The 19,917-nt window shown below is 70.9% G+C and carries 16 protein-coding genes and 1 pseudogene; 14 read left to right on the top strand and 3 right to left on the bottom strand.

The annotated features are described in order from the left end of the window. Both FGD71_RS49515 and FGD71_RS45115 read right to left on the bottom strand, forming a co-directional pair. Positions 1-337: pseudogene (locus FGD71_RS49515) on the bottom strand (4-alpha-glucanotransferase); the annotation flags it as partial. Further along, positions 337-588, bottom strand: a complete 252-nt coding sequence (locus tag FGD71_RS45115; protein WP_119106425.1) for a hypothetical protein — start codon at positions 586-588, stop codon at positions 337-339. The gene FGD71_RS45115 and the pseudogene FGD71_RS49515, both read right to left, overlap by 1 nt. A 331-nt stretch (positions 589-919) precedes the next feature. Here FGD71_RS45115 and FGD71_RS45110 point away from each other — a divergent pair, with 331 nt between their 5' ends. The 4 genes from FGD71_RS45110 to FGD71_RS45095 all read left to right on the top strand — a co-directional run bounded on the left by FGD71_RS45110 (position 920) and on the right by FGD71_RS45095 (position 6,636). Beyond that, positions 920-3,973, top strand: a complete 3,054-nt coding sequence (locus tag FGD71_RS45110; RefSeq protein ID WP_119106424.1) for a glycoside hydrolase family 84 protein — start codon at positions 920-922, stop codon at positions 3,971-3,973. Positions 3,974-4,061: 88 nt separating this feature from the next. Beyond that, a complete protein-coding gene (locus FGD71_RS45105; RefSeq protein ID WP_119106423.1) occupies positions 4,062-4,595 on the top strand; it encodes a PadR family transcriptional regulator in 534 nt (177 codons plus the stop codon). Then, entirely contained in the window at positions 4,592-5,290 is a 699-nt protein-coding gene (locus FGD71_RS45100; protein WP_119106422.1) for an ABC transporter ATP-binding protein, read from the top strand. Before FGD71_RS45105 ends, FGD71_RS45100 begins: the two co-directional genes overlap by 4 nt. Beyond that, positions 5,287-6,636 (top strand): FtsX-like permease family protein, encoded by a 1,350-nt coding sequence (locus FGD71_RS45095; RefSeq protein WP_119106421.1) that lies wholly within the window; start codon positions 5,287-5,289, stop codon positions 6,634-6,636. Before FGD71_RS45100 ends, FGD71_RS45095 begins: the two co-directional genes overlap by 4 nt. A gap of 88 nt (positions 6,637-6,724) precedes the next feature. Here FGD71_RS45095 and FGD71_RS45090 read toward each other — a convergent pair whose 3' ends face one another. Beyond that, positions 6,725-7,261: an HNH endonuclease gene (locus tag FGD71_RS45090; RefSeq protein ID WP_119106420.1), complete on the bottom strand. Its 537-nt coding sequence runs from the start codon at positions 7,259-7,261 to the stop codon at positions 6,725-6,727. 287 nt (positions 7,262-7,548) lie between these two features. Here FGD71_RS45090 and FGD71_RS45085 point away from each other — a divergent pair, with 287 nt between their 5' ends. From FGD71_RS45085 to FGD71_RS45040, 10 genes are all read left to right on the top strand, one after another. After that, positions 7,549-8,631: a mechanosensitive ion channel family protein gene (locus FGD71_RS45085; protein ID WP_240437075.1), complete on the top strand. Its 1,083-nt coding sequence runs from the start codon at positions 7,549-7,551 to the stop codon at positions 8,629-8,631. A gap of 204 nt (positions 8,632-8,835) precedes the next feature. Next, positions 8,836-11,034 carry a PEP/pyruvate-binding domain-containing protein gene (locus FGD71_RS45080; RefSeq protein ID WP_119106418.1) on the top strand — a complete coding sequence of 733 codons (2,199 nt, stop codon included), beginning with the start codon at positions 8,836-8,838 and terminating at the stop codon, positions 11,032-11,034. After that, positions 11,031-11,948: a hypothetical protein gene (locus tag FGD71_RS45075; RefSeq protein WP_119106417.1), complete on the top strand. Its 918-nt coding sequence runs from the start codon at positions 11,031-11,033 to the stop codon at positions 11,946-11,948. The genes FGD71_RS45080 and FGD71_RS45075 overlap by 4 nt, the downstream gene beginning before the upstream one ends. Before the next feature lie 118 nt (positions 11,949-12,066). Continuing rightward, positions 12,067-12,750 (top strand): fused DSP-PTPase phosphatase/NAD kinase-like protein, encoded by a 684-nt coding sequence (locus FGD71_RS45070; RefSeq protein ID WP_240437074.1) that lies wholly within the window; start codon positions 12,067-12,069, stop codon positions 12,748-12,750. Between the two features lie 230 nt (positions 12,751-12,980). Continuing rightward, positions 12,981-14,246, top strand: coding sequence for an ROK family transcriptional regulator (locus FGD71_RS45065; protein WP_119106416.1), 1,266 nt, complete (start codon positions 12,981-12,983; stop codon positions 14,244-14,246). A gap of 89 nt (positions 14,247-14,335) precedes the next feature. Beyond that, positions 14,336-15,667, top strand: a complete 1,332-nt coding sequence (locus FGD71_RS45060; RefSeq protein ID WP_119106415.1) for an ABC transporter substrate-binding protein — start codon at positions 14,336-14,338, stop codon at positions 15,665-15,667. A gap of 4 nt (positions 15,668-15,671) precedes the next feature. Further along, positions 15,672-16,631 carry a carbohydrate ABC transporter permease gene (locus FGD71_RS45055; protein WP_119106414.1) on the top strand — a complete coding sequence of 320 codons (960 nt, stop codon included), beginning with the start codon at positions 15,672-15,674 and terminating at the stop codon, positions 16,629-16,631. Positions 16,632-16,636: 5 nt separating this feature from the next. Next, on the top strand, positions 16,637-17,554 hold the full coding sequence (locus tag FGD71_RS45050) for a carbohydrate ABC transporter permease (protein ID WP_119106413.1): 918 nt from the start codon (positions 16,637-16,639) through the stop codon (positions 17,552-17,554). Next, the gene (locus tag FGD71_RS45045) at positions 17,551-18,819 is read left to right on the top strand and encodes a 6-phospho-beta-glucosidase (RefSeq protein WP_119106412.1); all 1,269 of its coding nucleotides are present in this window, start codon (positions 17,551-17,553) and stop codon (positions 18,817-18,819) included. The genes FGD71_RS45050 and FGD71_RS45045 overlap by 4 nt, the downstream gene beginning before the upstream one ends. Further along, a complete protein-coding gene (locus tag FGD71_RS45040) occupies positions 18,816-19,853 on the top strand; it encodes an N-acetylglucosamine kinase (RefSeq protein WP_119106429.1) in 1,038 nt (345 codons plus the stop codon). Before FGD71_RS45045 ends, FGD71_RS45040 begins: the two co-directional genes overlap by 4 nt. Positions 19,854-19,917 lie beyond the last annotated feature (64 nt).

The raw sequence follows: 19,917 nt of genomic DNA, 5'->3' as shown, positions 1-19,917 counted from the left end.
CGCTCGGGCGCCCGGCTCGCGCGGCGGACGCGGGGGCGTCCGCCGCGGGCTCGCGGTCGCCGCTCGCGGCCACGCCCCCGCTGCCGCTCTCGTTCCCGGTGTCGTTCTCGTTCCCGGTGCCGTTCCAGCACACCACCGTCGGCGGCAGCAGCCGCTCCCTCAGCTCCGCCTCGCGGGCCGCGAGCGCGCTCTCGACGCCGTCCGGCGTCCTCGCGTCCACGCCCAGCGCGGCGAGAGCGGCGATCACCGCGGCGTCCGATGCCGCGACCGTGCGATCCGGGGACGGGCTGTAGGAGGTGGCGACGCCGTGCAGCGCGGCGAGCCGGGAAAGCGGCATTAGACCCCCGCGAAGTCCTGGGCCACGGCGGCACCCGTGGAGGTGGGTTCGCTCGTCAGGGGAGCGGCGTCGGCGATGGGGGGCTCGCTGGTCAGAGGTTCGGCGTCGGGCAGCGGCGGTTCGCTGGTGAGGGGCGCCTCAGCGCACGATCCCTCGGCGGTGAAGATGCAAAGGTGCAGGTCGGGGTCGGCGGGCTGCTCCGCCGCGGGTTTGGAAAGGGCCGGGAGCAGAAGCTGTGCAGATGCGGCCACGGTGGCCTCCTTGGAAAGTCGTCGTACGTCAGGTCAGGGCGAGCCCTACCCAGCGTGCGCGATCACAGACGTAATCGGGCGGACATCGTGTCGCTGTTCACATTCTCTCCCGCATGCGGCAGTTGACCAAGGGTGTTTGCGCGACAACACTCCGAGTTCACGACACGACACGTAGCCCAAATTCATGACACAGACGGTCAAAGTGCGACACTACGGCCACTCTCGTTGACACCTCGGCGACACGGATGGTGGGCTCGAATGCCGCCCTGACGGTGCCGTGAGGGCCGACGAGTTGGACGAGTGGGACGCGTCGACCGACTAGGAGAGGTCCTTGCAACTCCGGCGCAGGAAGAGGGCGACAGCCCTCGCGTTCGTCGTCGTCGCGGGCGTGTGCGGCACGCTTCCCGGCGCCGTCGCTGCCCCACCGCCGCCCGGCACATCCTCGGCCCCCTCCGCCTCCTCGGGCCCCTCTGCCCCCTCGGCTCCCGCCGGCTCCTCGGCCCCCTCGGACGAGAAGGCCGACGAGAAGGCCGACGGCGACCTCCCCTCGGTATGGCCCAGGCCACAGTCCCTGCGCGCGGGCGACGGCCCGGTCACGGTGACGGACGAGGTCGCGCTGGTCACCGACGGGACGACGGACCCGTACGCGCTCAACACCCTGCGCGCTCTTCTGCGGAAGGCGGGGGTCCGGCAGATCACGCAGTTACGTGAGGGGGAGCGGGAGCGGCTGCCCAAGGACGCGCTGGTGGTGCGCGCGGGTGACGAGACGGCGCCCAGAAACACGAAGGGCGCGGACAAACCCGGAGGGCGCCCCTCGGACCTGCACCACGCCCTCGACGAAGCCCTCACCACCCTCGGCGCCACCCCGCGCACCGGCCTCCCCTCCGGGGGCTACCGTCTCGCCGTCGGCCGGGTGCAGGGCCGCGACACGGTCGCCCTCGCGGGTACCGGCGAGGACGGCCTGTTCCACGCGGTGCAGACGCTGCGTCAGCTGATCGACGGCCGGCGCGTCGCCGGTGTGGCCGTACGCGACTGGCCCGGCACCGCCGTGCGCGGCACCACCGAGGGCTTCTACGGCACGCCCTGGACTCAGCGACAGCGTCTCGCCCAGCTGGACTTCATGGGGCGGACCAAGCAGAACCGCTATGTGTACGCCCCCGGGGACGACCTCTACCGCCAGGCGCGCTGGCGTGAGCCGTACCCGCGCGGGCAGCGGGCGCGGTTCCGGGAGTTGGCCGAGCGTGCGAGGCGGAACCATGTCACGCCGGTCTGGGCCGTGGCTCCCGGCCAGGAGATGTGCCTCTCCTCGGACGACGACATCGAGGCGCTGACGCGCAAACTCGACACGATGTGGGCGCTGGGGATGCGCGCCTTCCAGCTCCAGTTCCAGGACGTCAGTTACAGCGAGTGGAGCTGCGACGAGGACGCCGACGCGTTCGGTTCGGGCCCCGAGGCGGCCGCGCGGGCCCACGCGCGCGTGGCGAACGCGGTGGCCCGCCACCTGGCCGGGCGCCACCCGGGCCCCGACGTGCTGGCGCTGATGCCGACGGAGTACTACCAGGACGGCTCGACCACGTACCGGCGGACGCTCGCGGACGAGCTGCACTCCGGCGTCGAGGTGGTGTGGACGGGCGTGGGGGTCGTACCGAGGACGATCACCGGACGCGAACTCGCCGCCACGCGCGAGGCGTTCGGGCATCCGCTGGTCACCATGGACAACTACCCGATCAACGACTACGCCCAGGACCGGATCTTCCTCGGCCCCTACACCGGTCGCGAGCCCGCCGTGGCGACCGGCTCGGCGGCACTGCTGGCCAACGCGATGGAGCAGGCGAAGATCTCCCGCATCCCGCTGTTCACGGCGGCCGACTTCGCCTGGAACCCGAGGCAGTACCGCGCCCAGGAGTCCTGGCGGGCGGCGATCGGCGACCTCGCGGGCGGCGACGAGAAGCGCGAGGAGGCCCTGTGGGCACTGGCCGGGAACGATGCGTCGTCCGTGCTCGGCGGCGATGAATCGGCGTATCTGCGCCCGCTGTTGAAGGCCTTCTGGCAGGCACGTACGGCCATGGACCGCACCGAGTACACCACCGCGGCGCGGCGTCTGCGCGCCGCCTTCACGGTGATGCGCGAGACCCCGCGGCGGCTGTCCGCCGACTCGCTCCTGGGCTCCGAAGTCGCGCCCTGGGCCGATCAGTTGGCGCGCTACGGGGAGGCGGGCGGTACGGCCGTCGACATGCTGCGCGCCCAGACCGACGGCGACGCCACCCGGGCCTGGCGGGCGTATCGCGCCCTCGGCCGGCTGCGCGCCGAGCTCGACGCGAGCCGGGTGACGGTCGGTGAGGGCGTGCTGGACCCCTTCCTCACACGCGCGCGGGAGGCGTACGAGGCGTGGGCCGGGTTCGACCACGAGCCCGCCGCCGACCACGCGCCCGAGGCGGACGGTCGTACCGCCCTCCTCACCCGCCCCCGCGAGCTGGCCGGCGTCACCGTGCTCGCCGCCCCCGGCACCTCGGGCTCGGTCGAGGCCCGGGTGCCCGGCGAGGGCTGGCGCCGCCTCGGCGACCTCGCGGACGGCGGCGCGACGGAGATCGCCACGCGGCGGGGACTTCGTGCGAACGCCGTACGGGTCACGGGGCCGGCCCCGTCCCGCGTCCACCACCTGGTGCCCTGGTACGCCGACTCCCCCGATGCCTCCCTGGAGTTGAACCGCCCCGAGACGGACGTGGAGATCGGCGGCGCTGCGGAGCGGGTGACGGCCCGTCTGACCTCGCGGCGCCCCTCCGACGTCCGGGGGAAACTGACGGTGCGGGCACCCAAGGGAATCAAGGCAGGCGTCCCGCGGACCTCGACTCTCCCGCGCGGTACCACGGTCGAGGTGCCCGTCTCGCTCACCGTCCCCTCGGGGACGCCGTCGGGGACGTACCCGATCCGCGTCGGCTTCGGCGACGAGACCCGCACGCTGACGGTACGGGCCTTCCCGCGCACCGCCGGGTCCGATCTGGTCCGCACGGGCCGGGCGACCTCCTCCGGTGACGAGACCGAGGACTTCCCGGCCACCGACGCGGGCGACGGCGATCCGGAGACCCGTTGGTCGTCCCCCGTCGAGGACGACGCCTGGTGGCAGGTGGAGCTGGCGAAGCCGGTCCGCCTCGGACAGGTGGTACTGCGCTGGCAGGACGCGTACGCCTCCGCGTATCGCGTCCAGGTCTCCCGGGACGGCCGTGTCTGGCACACGGCCGCCACCGTCGACCACGGCCGCGGCGGCCGCGAGTCCGTCCGCATGGATGCCCGCGACACACGCTTCATCCGCGTACAGGGCGTCAAGCGGGCGACCCGGTACGGGTATTCGCTGTGGTCGGTGGAGGCATACGCGGTGGCGGACTGAGCTCGTACGCCCCCTGCGGTCACTTCTTTTCCGATCTTTTCCGATCACTATTCACTCGATACATATACCGAGTGCATAATCATCCCCCATGAGCACCCGCCACATCCTGTTGGGGCTGCTCGCCGGTGGGCCGAGCCATGGCTACGACCTCAAGCGACGGCACGACGAACGCTTCCCGCAGGCCCGCCCCTTGGCCTACGGGCAGGTCTATACGACCCTGCAACGCCTGGTGCGCGACGGTCTCGCCGAGGTCGACGGAACCGACTCCGACGGCGGCCCGGAGCGGACGCTGTACCGGTCGACCGACGACGGGGAACGTGAACTCGCCCAGTGGACCGGTGAGATCACCCCGCCCGCGCCCTTCGTGACGAACGAGATCTTCGCCAAGGTCGTGTGCGCGATCCTCGCCTCGACGGACCCGGCCGACTATCTGCGGGCCCAGCGCGCCGCGCACATGGACCGGATGCGAGAGCTCACGACCGTCAAAACCGCCCAGGGAGCCGATCTCGCGACGGTTCTGTCGGCCGACTACGCCCTGTCCCATCTCGACGCCGACCTGCGCTGGATGACCACCACCGCCGCCCGGCTCACCACTCTGACCGCGGAGGTCGACGCAGCATGAGCAACCAAGTGCCGCTCCTGGCGGCCCGTGGCCTCGCCAAGAGACACGGCAGAACGAAGGCGCTGCGCGGCGCCTCGATCGAGCTGGGCGCGGGCGAGATCCTCGCCGTCACCGGCGCCAGCGGAAGCGGGAAGTCCACGCTGCTGCACTGCCTGGCCGGGATCGTCCGCCCCGACGAGGGCTCGGTCGTCTATGCCGAACAGCGCCTGGACCAGTTGCCGGAGAAGCGGCTGAGCGAGCTGCGGCGCACGGAGTTCGGGGTGGTGTTCCAGTTCGGGCAGCTGATACCGGAGTTGACCGCGCTCGACAACGTGGCGCTGCCGCTGCTGCTCGCGGGGGTGCGACGGGGGAAGGCCCACGAGCGGGCGGGTGAGTGGCTGGAGCGGTTCGGCGTACGCGGCCAGGAGGCACTGCGGCCCGGCGAGATGAGCGGTGGCCAGGCCCAGCGCGTCTCGATGGCACGGGCGTTGGTCACCGGCCCGAAGGTCGTCTTCGCCGACGAGCCGACCGGCGCTCTCGACTCCCTCGCGGGCGAGCAGGTGATGACGGCGCTGGTGCACACGGCCCGCGAGTCCGGCACCGCGGTGCTGCTCATCACGCACGACGCCCAGGTGGCGGCGTACGCGGACCGTGAGGTGTGGCTACGCGACGGGGTCGTGTCCGAGGACGCGACGGCCCTGGAGGTGGCCCAGTGATCAAGGATCTCCGGCTCGCCTGGCTGCTGACGCGGGGCTCCGACCGACGGGAGTGGTGGCGGGTGATGCTGACGGCGGTGGGTGCCGCGCTCGCCACCGGTTTCGGGTTCGCGGCGATCGCGGTCGCCTCGGTGCGCGGACAGGTGTCCACCCCGTACCTTCATGGCCTCCTGAACCAGCCGGGGCAGCGCGCCGGGGTGGTCGTCGCGCTGCTGCTCCTGTGGGTGCCGGTGCTCGGCTTCCTCGGCCAGTGCGCACGCATCGGCGCCGTGCACCGCGACCGGCGACTGGCCGGGCTGCGCCTCGCCGGAGCGACGCCGAAGCAGGTGCGGCGTATCGCGTCCCTGGAATCCGGCCTCGCCTGTCTGCTGGGATCGGCGGTCGCCGCGGTGTTCTCCGCGCTCCTTCTGGTGAGCGCGTGGCAGCGGCCTCCACTGCTGGTCTGGGGCGGCTTCGCCGTGGTGGCGCTCACCGTGCCGCTCCTCGCCGTTCTGGTGAGTGTGGTCGCGCTGCGCCGGGTCGTGGCCTCGCCGCTCGGCTGGGTGCGCCGGGTGCGGCCGGGCCACGGCCGGGCCGCCACCCTCGCCCTCGTGGTGCCGGCGGTACTGGTGGGCCTGGCAGCTCTGCTGATCGTCATGCGCAACACCGGACCAGGGGCCACCGCGTTCCCCCTGCTGGTGTTCTCCGCTGTGGTGCTGACCGGGGCGGGCTCGGTTGCGGTCGCCGGGATCACCGCACGGACCATCGGCAGGCGGCTCGCCGCCCGGACCGAGAACCCCGCGGTACTCCTGGCCGCCGAACGACTCCAGGCCGACCCGTGGGCCACCGCGCGCACCAACGCCGCCGTACTCCTGGTGGCCGTCGTGGGCGTGGGCTTCATGGGCGTACGGCAGATATTCCTCGACGGTGTGCACCACCCGCGGGAGGGCCTGCCCCACAGCCCCGAGGACGTGGCGTTCTACACCACCGGCGTCAACCTGGCGGGCGCCGCCGTCCTGGTGGCGCTGATGATCAGCCTCGGCGGTCTTGCCGTGGGCACCGCCGAGTCGCTCGCCACCCGGCGCCGGGGCCTCGCCGCGCAGGCCGCCGCCGGCGTGCCGCAGGAGGTGCTCGGCCGGGCACTGCTGCTCGAGACCGCGCTGCCGCTGGCCCCGGCGATGGTGCTCGCGGGCATCGGCGGCACGGCGGTGTACATCGCGTACGGGCTGATGACGGAGGTCACCATCCCGCTGCTGCTGCCCCTGCTGGTCCCCGTGGCGGTCTATGTGTCCTGCCTGCTCGCCGCGGCCACCTCCCTGCCGCTACTGCGCCGCACCGTCCGGCCTGCGGAGCTGCGCTACACGTAGCACGAGGACTCGGTTTCTCCGGGAGGCACGAGGGGGCCTCCCGGAGGGCCGGAGAAAACGGCACGAGGCAAGACGAAGGCCCGGCTCGTCAGGCGGAGATGCCGTCGATCCGGGCCATCGCGTCATCCGCGCCGTACGGCTGCAGGTAGGGCAGCCAGCGCGGGTCCCTATGCCCGGTTCCGATGATGCGCCAGGCCAGACCCGTGGGCGGAGCGGGTTTGTGGCGCAGCCGCCAGCCGATCTCGAAGAGATGGCGGTCGGCCTTGACGTGGTTGCAGCGGCGGCACGACGCCACCACGTTGTCCCAGACGTGCTGACCTCCGCGGGAGCGCGGGATGACGTGGTCGACGCTGGTTGCGACGCCACCGCAGTACATGCACCGGCCGCCGTCGCGGGCGAACAGAGCCCGACGGGTCAGCGGAACGGGCCCCCGGTAAGGGACCCGTACGAACCTCTTCAGCCGGACCACGCTGGGTGCGGGGACAGTAACGGTTGCACTATGCATAAAGGCGCCGGATTCCTCGAGGCACACGGCCTTGTTCTCGAGGACCAGTACGAGCGCGCGGCGGAGCGGTACGACGCCGAGTGGCTCGTACGACGCGTTGAGGACCAGGACATGCGGCACGGATGCCTCCTTGTACGCCGGCGGCGCGTGGCTCGCGCCGGGACGATCTGCAGCCAGTCTCCCCTCATGCCTGGTGGAAGCGCCACCATGTCCCGGTAACGGGCTGGGAGTGTTTTCGACCACACCGTTTTTCTTTCCCGCCTCCCTCCCCAGGTGAGCACAGTCTCTCCCTGGAACATTGGGGCGATCCACACATGGTGCCCCGATAGTGTGTTGAGTCTGCTCGTTCGGTGACCCGCTTGTGCCCCCCAGCCGCGGGCAGACCGCTACGCCTGGAGGTACCCGCCGTGTTCTTGTCCGTCCTGTCGGCCGCCGATCCCGTCGATGATCCGACGGCGCCATCGCTCCAGGACGCCCAGGAGAGCGCGAACAACGCAGCGAGCTGGGTCGAGCAGAACTGGTCCACGTGGCTCGGTATCGGGCTCAGGGTCCTGCTGATCGTGGTGATCGCGGGTGTGCTGAGGGTGGTGATCCGGCGGGCCATCACCAAGCTGATCGACCGTATGAACCGCACCGCCCAGGCCGTCGACGGCACCGCGCTCGGCGGCCTGCTGGTGAACGTCGAGCGCCGCCGCCAGCGCTCTCAGGCCATCGGCTCGGTCATGCGCTCGGTCGCGTCCTTCCTGATCATGGGTACGGCCGGCCTGATGATCCTCGGCACGTTCGAGATCAATCTGGCGCCGCTGCTGGCCTCGGCCGGTGTGGCGGGCGTCGCCATCGGTTTCGGCGCGCGCAACCTCGTCACCGACTTCCTCTCCGGCGTCTTCATGATCCTCGAGGACCAGTACGGCGTAGGCGACTCGGTCGACGCGGGCGTCGCCTCCGGCGAGGTCATCGAGGTCGGCCTGCGCGTGACGAAGCTCCGCGGCGACAACGGAGAGATCTGGTACGTCCGCAACGGCGAGGTCAAGCGCATCGGCAACCTCTCCCAGGGCTGGGCCACGGCGGGCGTGGACGTCACGGTCCGCCCCGAGGAGGACCTGGAGAAGGTGAAGACCACCCTCGACGCGGTCGGCGAGACCATGAGCAAGGAGGAGCCCTGGAACGAGCGCCTCTGGGGCCCGGTCGAGGTCCTCGGCCTCGACAGCGTCCTCCTGGAGTCGATGGTCGTCCGGGTCTCGGCGAAGACGATGCCCGGCAAGGCCCTCTCCGTGGAGCGCGAACTCCGCTGGCGCATCAAGCAGGCCTTCGACGCGGCCGGCATCCGCATCGTCGGCGGCATCCCGGCCCAGCCGGAGGGCGAGGCGGCCAGTGACCCGACGGCGGGGATGGCGCCTCCTTCGGCCTACGCCAACACGTCGTCCCCGCAGTCCGAGGCGGCTACACCACTGGCACCGTCGGCTGCGCCACCGGCCCGCACCCCGAAGTAACCGTCCGCGAGGCGGCGCCCGAAGTTGCACCGGGCGCCGCCTCGCTGTGTGCGGGGTCGGCGCACGCAAGGAGTGGGGCGTCGTCGTGACGGCGGGCGGCAGACGGCGGGCGGCGGGTTGAGCAAGGCCAGCGATAGCGCGGACGCGGTGAGGCGTTCAGAGTGGTATCCGGAGGCGTTTTCGGCCTGACCGAAGGAGTCGGCTGTGGGCATCTGCCTGGAGCGGCTGGCGGTGATTCCGTTGGATACCGACGAGGCCGGGGACCCGGCGCTGACCGGGGCCAAGGCGGCCCGTCTCGCCCATGCCGCCGCTGCCGGGCTGCCCGTCCTGCCGGGGTTCGCTCTCGTTCCGGAGGAACCGGCGGCCGGCCTGCCCCACGGGCCGTCCGCGGTGCGCGATGCCTGGCGCGGGCTGACCGGCGAGGAGGGGCGTTCGCTGGTCGTACGGTCCTCCTCCGCGTACGAGGACACCGCCGATTCCTCGATGGCCGGCCTTTTCGAGTCCGAACTCGACGTGCGCGGCTGGGACGACTTCCTGACCGCGGTACAGAAGGTGCTCGACTCGTCCCGTCGAAGCCGCGCGCCCGCGCCTGGCGGGGACGACCTGCCGAACGGCGGCATGGCGGTCCTGGTCCAGCCCATGCTGCGGACGGCCGTGGGCGGAGTCATGTTCGGCGCGGACCCCCTGGCGGGCCGTGAGGACCGCATTCTGGTCAGCGCGGTGCGGGGCGGACCCGAGCAACTGCTGGCGGGCACCGTCCAGGGCGTCCGCTACCAGGTGACCCGCCACGGCAGGCTGGTCGCCACCGAACCGCGCGAACCCCGCCGCGACCGGCTGCTGGGCCACCGCCGGATATCGCATCTGGTGCGGCTCGCCCGGAACACGGAGCGGGTGTTCGGCGAGCCCCAGGACATGGAGTTCGGTTTCGACACCGACGACGCCCTGTGGCTCTTCCAGGCGCGTCCCATCACGGCCATGTCCCTGCGGGCCGCACGCGGTGCCAGGCTGCTGGGCCCCGGCCCGGTCGCGGAGACCTTCCCCATGGTGCTCCAGCCGCTGGAGGAGGACCTGTGGGTGGCCCCGATGTCCCACGGGCTGACGCTGGCCCTGGACAACGCCGGCACCACCCCGCGGCGGATCCTGCGGGCGGTGCCCCCGGTCACCACCGTCGACGGACGGGTGGCGGCCGATCTGAGGCTGCTGGGCGCCGTGCCCTCCGCGCACCCCGTCCTCGATGTCATCAACCCCCTCCCCGGGGCCCGGCGTGCCTCCGCGGCGTGGCGGGTGGGGCGGCTGAAGAGCGCGCTGCCGTTGCTGGCGGGGGACCTGATGGCCGAGGTCGACCGCGAGCTGGCCCAGCTCCCGCCCCCGCAGGAGATGCTGGCCGGGTCGATACTGGCCGCTCTGACCTGGGGCCGTAACGTCCTGTCGTCGCTGCACGCGCAGGAGTCCCTCGCCGGCTCCCTGGTCGGTGGGGGCAGCGGGGCCACGGCCGTCGGCGAGGCACTGGCCGTACTCGCCGAGGGGCGCGCCCGAGGCGCCTTGGACGCCGAGCTGCTGGCCCGGCACCCGGTGCTGCTGTCCCTGGTTCCGCCCTCGCTCCAGCGGCCCGCGCGGCTGCCGCGACTTACCGGCTGGACCGGGGCATCGCGCGGCGTCGAGGCGCTGCCCGTCCGTGAGGGGCTGCGGCTGCGCATCCGCTGGGTGCAGGAGATGCAGGCCAGCCTGGTCCGTGAGTACGCGGCCCGACTGCGCACCGCCGACCGGCCCGATGTGCTGCGGCGGTTGTCCACGCTGCGCTGGCCGGAGCTGGCCGAGCTCCTGAACGGGGCACCGTGGAAGACCGAGTTCGACGAACGCGAGCCCCGGCCGGACGCGCCCCCACTGCCCGCCGCCTTCCGGCTCTCGCGGGAAGGCCTCCCCGTCGCCGAACCCACCGGCGGTCGTGGCCGTGGCCGTGCGGGGAGCCGGGACCGCGACCACCACACCGGCCAGGGCGCGGGCGGCGGCCACGGCACCGGCACGGCCTGGCACGGCCACGGTTCGCGGCCCCCACACGCGGTCCTGGTGGTGCGGACCCTGGACCCCGCGCTGGCCGCTGAGCTTCCCGACCTTGGCGGACTGGTCGCCGAGACCGGGAGTGTCCTGTCCCACCTCGCTGTGCTCGCCCGTGAGCACAAGGTGCCCACGGTCGTAGGCGTGCCGGACGCCGTCGAGCGGTTTCCACAGGGCACCGAACTGATCGTGGACGGCACGAGCGGCACGGTCGAAACCCTGAGCACGGAAGGGGAAGGGGAAGGGGAAGGGGAAGGGGAAGGGGAAGGGGAAAGGGAGGGTGATGGTGAAGGGGACGAGGTAGAGGCAGGCAAAGGGGACGCGGAAGCGGGAGCGGACCTCCCATGAAGTACATCAGCTACCTGCTGGGAGGCGTGGCCGCGGCAGCGGCAGCGATCTACTTCTTCGTGTACCTCCACCGCTGGGAGTGGCAACGCGCTCTGACCAGCGGAGTGCTACTGCTGATCGTCGAGGTCTTCCTGGTGGCCACGGTTCTGCTCTCCCGGCTCGGCCGCCTGGAGCGGCGACTCGTCGAGGCCGAGGCGCGCGCCGAGGAGGTACAGCGACGACTGCAGCAGAGCCGTGAAGCCGCACCCGAGCGCTTCCGCTGGCTGGACACACGCCCCTTCGAGGGCAGGCAGGACAGGAACGACACGTTCGTGTTCGTGCCCGTACTGATGGCCGCGGGCGCACTGCTCTCCGTCGTCGCCTTCGTGATCCAGAAGATCGCGAGCACCACGGGCCGCGCGAGAGCGGAGCGGATGCTGGCGGGCCGCCTGACGAGCCTCACCGCCCCGCCCGGTGGCACACGCTCAGACTTCCCCGGCATCGAGGAACGTCCCGCCGTTCCTCCCGGCCGGCCGGGACGGGTCCTCGTCAAGGCCACCGTGGGCGTGGTGGTCACCGGGCTGCTCGCCGCCCTCACCTTCGCCATCGCCGACGCGGTCCAGACGCGCCCCGCGCCGACCCCCGACTCCGCGGCCAGCGCCGTCGTCTTCCGCGTCACGGTGCGCAACGCCGACACCGGTCCGGTCCGGGACGGGGCCGCCCGCGACATCTGGGAGACCTGTCGCCGGTCCACGGCCGCCTCGCGCGAGTACGCACCCCTGTCCAACCTGGGCAATGGGGTGTACGCGGGCGTGGTCCGGCCCGCGCTGCCCAGCCACGACATGACGCGGCTGCGTGGCTGCCTCAAGGACGTCACCGCGAACCGGGCGAGGGCCGACGTCCTGGGCGAGGGGCAGGTATCTCCCCCTCCCTGAAGCCGCACCACCCCAGAAGTCCTATATACGATTTTTGTATGCTTTGTCACATTTAGGTACTCCTTAGGCCGATCCAGGTAGTGTGGGCCACAACGTTTCCCATCCAAGGTTCCGCTTCGTGTTGTTTGGCGCTACGTCCTCGATCGCTCGCATATACCCGCTCCTCCGCAGGACCGCGAAGATCGCGGTCCTTTGCATACTCGGTTACGTCGCCGTGTGGCTCGTCGCCACGCTCGGCATGCTCGGCATCCACGCTCTGGCTTCCCAGCAGGGTTCGTCCGGCGAACGCATGGCCGGGATCAACCACTTCCAGGCCGTCGACGACCGCCTGTGGAGGGGATCCGCCCCTCGGGAGGCCGGATACCGCGAGCTCGCGGCACGAGGCGTGCACACCGTCGTCGATCTGCGCGCCGAGAAGCTCTCCGCCAAGGCCCTGGCCGGGCCCGAGGAGGCCGGCATGAAGGCCGTGCACATGCCGATCAGGGACGGGCAGACTCCCACGACACAGCAGGTCGACCGCTTCGTGAAGGCCGTGGAGTCGTCGTCCGGTCCGGTGTTCGTGCACTGCGGAGCCGGTGTCGGGCGGACCGGAGCCATGGCCGCGGCGTATGCGGTACGCATCGGCGAAGCGACCTCGACCCAGGCGGCACTGCGGAACCTCGCGGTGGGTCCGCCCTCGATCGAGCAGGTCTGGTACGCGCTCTCGACCAACCGCGACGACGAGACCGAGCAGCCGCCCGCCGTCGTCGAAGCGATCAGCCGCATCCTCGACGCCCCTCGCCGCATCAACGCCTCGATCTAGCTTCGAGCCGCCCCTGGCGCCCCTGCGATGCCATGAGTACGCGGCAACCCCTTTGGCGGGCCACTCCAGGTAACGACTCTGTTTCCGCCAGTGGCCGGTATTGACGCCTCCTCGATCGCGGCCTACCTTCCTCCCATCGATAGGAAAGTTTCCTAACAATGATCGAGGGTTGGACTTCTCGGCGAGAGCGCTGAGAAGCTTGGGCGGCTGAAGGGCAGGTGGCGACAGACATGGCAGGATCCGCCGGTACCCCGGGCACCCCCCGTGTGCTGCGCGCCATGAACGACCGGGCCGCTCTTGATCTGCTGCTGGAGCTCGGGCCGCTGTCGCGCACACGGATCGGCAAACTCACCGGGCTCTCGAAGCCGACCGCCTCACAGCTCCTCGCCCGGCTGGAGACCGCGGGGCTCGTCATCGTCACCGGCACCAGCGAGGGACGGCCCGGGCCCAGCGCGCAGCTCTACGCGGTGAACGCCGCCGCCGCCCGGGTCGCCGGGTTCGATGTCACCCCGTCCGGGATCCGGGCCGCGGTGGCCGACATCACCGGCCGTACCGTCGGACGGTTCGAGCTGCCGACGCCCGGACGCAGCGCGCAGGGCGCCATCGACCGCCTGCTGCAGGCGCTGGACGGGGCGGTCAAGGACGCCGGACTGCACCGCACCGATGTGCACCGGCTCGTCATCGGCACGCCCGGCGCCCTCGACCCCACCACCGGCAACCTGCGCTACGCCAGCCACCTGCCGGGCTGGCACTCGCCCCGGCTGCTGGAGGAGCTGGCCGCCGCGCTCGGCCCCATCCCCTTCGAGGTGGAGAACGACGTCAACCTCGCCGCCGTGGCCGAGCAGCGCATCGGCGAGGCACGCGGCTGCGAGAACTTCACGCTCCTCTGGGGCGAACGAGGCTTCGGCGCGGCGGTCGTGATCGGCGGCCGACTGCACCGGGGTGCCACCGGAGGCGCCGGCGAGGTGGGCTTCCTTCCCGTGCCCGGCGCCCCTCTGGTACGTCATGTCGCCCGCAGCCAGTCCGGCGGCTTCGACGAACTCGCCGGGCTCCGGACCGTACTGCGGCTGGCCCGCGAGCACGGGCTGACACCCCCGCCCGGCGGAAGCCTCACCGAGAAGGCCGCGGCGGTGGTCGCCGAAGCGGCGCGTACGGCCGACTCCCCCGGACCGGGGGAAGCCGTCCTCGCCGAGTTCGCCACCCGCCTCGCGACCGGACTCGCCTCGATCGTCGCGGTGATCGACCCCGAACTGATCATCCTGGCCGGCGGGTTGATCACGGCCGGAGGGGAGCCCCTGCGCTCCCTCATCCAGTCCGAACTCGCCGAATTGGCCGTACCCCGCCCCGCCATCCGCCTCAGCACCACACCCGACAGCCCGGTGCTGACCGGAGCCCTGCAGTCAGCCCTCGCGGCCACCCGCGACGAGGTCTTCGACACCACGGATCGCACCCCCCTGATCCGTACGTCACCGCCTGACCCGCACGTCACCGCCTGATCCACGGGCTCGCCCGTCCCCTGTCTCCACCCCCCGTCTCCACTACATCTCTCTCCCTTTTCCCTGTGCACGCCACGAGGAGTTCCGTCATGCCCAGAATCACCCGTGTATGCCTTGCCGGCGCGGTCACCGCGCTCGCTCTGACCGCCACGGCCTGCACCGGCTCCGGTACGTCCGGCGCGAACGACGACGCGAGCAAGCCCTCCACCATCACCTTCTGGCACCCCTGGAGCGCGCCCAACGAGGTCAAGGCGATCGAGGCGAACGTCGCGGCGTTCGAGAAGGCGCACCCGAACATCAAGGTCAAGGTCGTCGGGAACGTCGACGCCGACAAGGTCAACCAGGCGCTGCGCGCGGGCGGTTCCAACGCCCCGGACGTGGTGGCCTCGCCGGAGACCAGCAACGTCGGAAAGTTCTGTTCCTCGGGTGTCTTCGCCGATCTGAAGCCGTTCCTGGAGAAGTCGAAGATCGACGCCGAGAAGACCTTCCCCAAGCCGATGCTGGACTACACCCAGTTCGAGGGGACGCGCTGCTCGCTGCCGCTGCTCGGCGACGCGTACGGCCTGTACTACAACAAGACGGCGTTCGAGAAGGCAGGCATCAAGTCGCCGCCCAAGACGCTCTCCGAGTTCAAGGCCGACGCGATCAAGCTGACCAAGACCAAGGGCGACAGCTACTCGCAGCTGGGCTTCATGCCGAACTTCCACGGCTACGAGGTCACCGTCCCGCACCTCGCGGCACAGTGGAGCCCGGAGTACTTCACCTCCGACGGCAAGTCGAACGTCGCCAAGGACCCCGCCTTCAAGGAACTGCTGACCTGGCAGCAGGACATGGTCAAGTCGCTCGGCGGCTTCAAGAAGCTGGAGAAGTACCGCGCCACCTTCGGTGACGAGTGGTCCGCACAGAACCCGCTGCACACCGGGCAGATCGCCATGAACATCGACGGCGAGTGGCGCGGCGGGATGATGAAGGACGCCGGCGTGGACTTCGAGGTGGGCGTCGCGCCGTTCCCCGTCCCGGACGACCAGGCGGACACCTACGGCAAGGGCTTCCTGACCGGCACGATCATCGGGCTCGCCAGCACCAGCACCAAGCAGAACGCCGCCTGGGAGCTGGTGAAGTACATGACCACCGACACCGACGCGGTCGTCTCCTTCGCCAACGCCATCAACAACGTCCCCTCGACGTTCGAGGCGTTGAAGTCCCCGAAGCTCGAGAACGACACGACGATGCAGGCCTTCGTGAAGATCGCCGAGAACCCGAACAGCAACACCGCGCCCGCCGCGGTCAACGGCAGCGCCTACCAGGAGACCCTGCAGAACTTCGCCTACGACTTCGAGTCGGGCAAGGCGAAGGACCTGGACGCCGGGCTGAAGAAGACGGCCGAGCAGATCGACACCGACATCGCCAAGGCGAAGTAGCCCCATGACGATCCTTCACGGCCACTCGGCGGCGCTTCGTTCGAAGCGCCGCCGGGAGGGGCTGCGTACGCTGGCGTTCCTCTCCCCCTGGCTCATCGGTTTCAGCGTCTTCTTCGTCTATCCGCTGGTCTCGACCGTCTACTTCTCCTTCATGAAGTACGACGGCTTCAAGCCGCCCACCTTCAACGGGCTGACCAACTGGACATACGTCTTCAGCCAGTACCCCTTCTTCTGGGCCGCGATGAGCAACACCCTGTGGCTCGTGGCGATCATGGTCACGGCCCGGGTGATCTTCGGGCTCGGCATCGGGATGCTGATCACGAAGATCAAGACGGGCGCGGGATTCTTCCGCACGTTCTTCTATCTGCCGTATCTGGCCCCGCCCGTGGCCGCGACCCTGGCCTTCGCCTTCCTGCTCAACCCCGGCACCGGCCCCGTCAACCAGCTGCTCGGCGACCTGGGTCTGCCGCAGCCCGGCTGGTTCAACGACCCGACCTGGTCGAAGCCGGCGCTGACCCTGCTCGCCCTGTGGGGCATCGGCGACCTCATGGTCATCTTCATGGCGGCGCTGCTCGATGTGCCCAAGGAGCAGTACGAGGCCGCGGAACTCGACGGCGCGGGCTCCTGGAAGCGCTTCCGCTACGTCACCCTGCCGAACATCTCGCCGATCGTGCTGTTCGCCGTGGTCACCGGCGTCATCCAGACCATGCAGTACTACACGCAGCCGATCATCGCCGGTAAGACGGCCAGCGGGGTCATCGGCGCCGGGGCCGGCCAGATCTACGAGCCCGGCTACCCGGGGAAGTCCACGCTGACCCTCCCCCAACTCGTCTACACCCTGGGCTTCCAGCGCTTCGACACCGGCTCCGCCTGCGTGGTCGCGCTCGTCCTGTTTGCTCTGTCCATGGCGTTCACCGCGCTGCTGATGCGCCGCCGCAGCGGCCTGATCACGGTGGAGGACTGATCCCCATGACCAACGCCGTCACCGCGCCGCCCGTGTCCCCGGCCGCGCCCGGCCCGGCGCGTGCGACCGGCCGCAGCCCCGCGAGCCGTGCCGCCCGCCGCCAGGAGCTGCTGCACTGGATCGCCGTGCACTCGCTCGGTATCGCCGCCGCGCTGTTCTTCGTGATGCCGTTCGTGTTCATCCTCCTCACCTCCCTGATGGACGACCGGCAGGCGCTCACCAGCGCGCTGTGGCCGCGCTCCTGGAACTGGGACAACTACGCGACGGTCTGGCAGGCCCCCGGCTTTCTGACCTGGTGGCGCAACACCCTGATCTACGCGGGCCTCGGCACGCTTCTCACCGTCGTCTCCAGCATCCCGGTGGCCTACGCCCTGGCCAAGTTCCGCTTCCGCGGGCGCAGGATCGCCATGATGCTGGTCATCTCCGCGATGATGCTGCCGCCGCAGGTGATCATCGTTCCCATGTATCTGTTCTGGGCCAAGCAGATGCATCTGACCGGCACCCTGTGGCCGCTGATCATCCCGATGGCCTTCGGTGACGCCTTCAGCATCTTCCTGCTGCGCCAGTTCCTCCTGACCGTGCCGAACGAGTACCTCGACGCGGCCAAGGTCGACGGCTGCGGCGAACTGCGCACCCTGCTGCGCATCGTGATACCGCTGGCCAAACCGGGTATCGCCGCCGTCGCCCTCTTCCAGTTCTTCTACTGCTGGAACGACTACTTCGGCCCGCAGATCTACGCCAGCGACAATCCGGCCGCCTGGACGCTCAGTTACGGCCTCGAGTCCTTCAAGGACAACCACCACACGAACTGGAATCTCACCATGGCCGCGACCCTGCTCGTCATGGCACCGGTGATCGCCGTCTTCTTCTTCGCACAAAAAGCCTTCATCGAAGGCGTGACACTGACGGGAGTCAAGGGGTGAAGCTGGCAGTCGTCGGCGGCGGTTCGACCTACACACCGGAACTGATCGACGGATTCGCCCGGTTGCGGGACACCCTGCCCATCGAGGAACTGGTGCTCGTCGACCCCGCCCACGAGCGGCTGGAGCTCGTCGGGGGTCTCGCCCGGCGCATCTTCGCCAAACAAGGGCACGGCGGGCGGATCGTCACGACCTCCGACCTGGACGCGGGCATCGACGGCGCCGACGCCGTCCTGCTCCAACTGCGCGTCGGCGGACAGGCCGCGCGCGAGCAGGACGAGACATGGCCTCTCGAGTGCGGCTGCGTCGGGCAGGAGACGACCGGGGCGGGCGGCCTCGCCAAGGCGCTGCGCACGGTGCCGGTGGTGCTGGACATCGCGGAGCGCGTACGGCGTACGAATCCGGGCGCCTGGATCATCGACTTCACCAACCCGGTGGGCATCGTGACCCGCGCCCTGCTCCAGGCCGGTCATAAAACGGTCGGACTGTGCAACGTGGCGATCGGATTCCAGCGGAAGTTCGCCGGGATGCTCGGGATCGCACCGGGCGAGGTGCACCTCGGCCATGTGGGCCTCAACCACCTCACCTGGGAAACCGATGTGCGACTCGGCGGCCCGGAGGGCGAGAACGTCCTCCCCAAGCTGCTCGCCGAGCACGGCGACGCCATCGCCGCCGACCTGCGTCTTCCCCGCGACGTCCTCGATCGCCTCGGCGTCGTCCCCTCCTACTACCTGCGCTACTTCTACGCGCACGACGAGGTCGTACGAGAGCTGCGGACTAAGCCGTCGCGGGCCGCCGAAGTCGCCGAGATGGAACGCAAGTTGCTGAAGATGTACGGCGACCCGGAGCTGGACGAGAAGCCGGCGCTGCTCGCCCGGCGGGGCGGGGCGTACTACTCGGAGGCGGCCGTGGACCTGGCGGCCTCGCTGCTCGGCGGCGGGGCCGGCAGTCCGTACCAGGTCGTCAACACGTACAACAAGGGCACGCTGCCCTTCCTGCCGGACGACGCCGTCATCGAGGTGCAGGCGGCCATCGGGCCGAAGGGGCCCACGCCGCTGCCGGTGCCGTCGGTGGACCCGCTGTACGCGGGCCTGATGGCGCAGGTGACCGCGTACGAGGACCTGGCGCTCGAGGCCGCGCTGCGCGGTGGCCGCGACCTGGTGTTCCGCGCGCTGCTGGCGCATCCGCTGGTCGGCCAGTACGCCTATGCCGACACCCTCACCGACCAGTTGATCGCGCACAACCGGGAGCACCTCGCGTGGGCATGACGTCATCAGGGCCCGGTGCCCACGCGGCCGCCGGGTCCGCCTCCGCGTCCGTACTGGCCGTGGACGCGGGGAACAGCAAGACCGATGTCGCCGTCGTCGCGCGGGACGGGCGCGTACTCGCCGAGGCGCGCGCCGGCGGGTTCCGGCCGCACGCGCTCGGGGTGCGGCAGGCCGTGGATACGCTCGCCGAGGCCGTCGACCGGGCCTTCTCCGAGGCGGACGTGACCTCGGCGGACCACGTTTCCGCGTGCCTCGCCAACGCCGATCTCCCCGTCGAGGAGGAACAGTTGGCGGCCGCGCTGCACGCACGCGCGTGGGGCGCGAGTGTCGAGGTGCGCAACGACACCTTCGCGATCCTGCGCGCCGGGGTCGCCGAGCCGCGCGGGGTGGCGGTGGTGTGCGGCGCGGGCATCAACTGCGTCGGCATGCGTCCCGACGGCCGCATCGCCCGCTTCCCCGCCATCGGCCGCCTCTCCGGTGACTGGGGCGGCGGCGGGGGCCTCGCCGAGGAAGCCGTGTGGTACGCGGCGCGCGCCGAGGACGGCCGCGGCGGACCGACCGCGCTGGCCCGCTCCCTGCCCGCCCACTTCGGCCTCGACTCCATGTACGCGCTGATCGAGGCCCTGCACCTGAAGCACATCTCGCACGAACGGCGCCACGAGCTGACGCCGGTCCTGTTCGCCACGGCGGCGGACGGCGACCCGGTGGCCCGCGCGCTCGTCGACCGGCTCGCGGACGAGGTGGCGACCATGGCGGGCGTCGCCCTGTCCCGCCTCGGCCTGCTGGACGAGGAGACGCCGGTGCTCCTCGGCGGCAGCATCCTGGCGGCCCGGCACCCCCAACTCGACGACCGGATACGCGAGCTGCTGGCCGAGCGCGCCCCCAAGGCCGTACCCCAAGTGGTCACCGCGAGTCCGGTGCTGGGTTCCGCGCTGCTCGGTCTCGACCACGTGGGGGCGCCTGACGAGGTGCACGCGCGCGTGCGGACGCATTACGAGGGCGGACGCCGAGCGCTCACGCCTGAAAACCCCTGAGAACCCCGGAGAACCCCGGGGAACCCCGGGGAACCCGGGAAAACCAGGGAACCGCGCGGTTGTG

Source organism: Streptomyces sporangiiformans, from assembly GCF_005768555.2.
Lineage (GTDB): Bacteria > Actinomycetota > Actinomycetes > Streptomycetales > Streptomycetaceae > Streptomyces > Streptomyces sporangiiformans.
The sequence above is the reverse complement of the archived record's forward strand: the minus strand, read 5'-3'. Positions and strand labels throughout refer to the sequence as shown.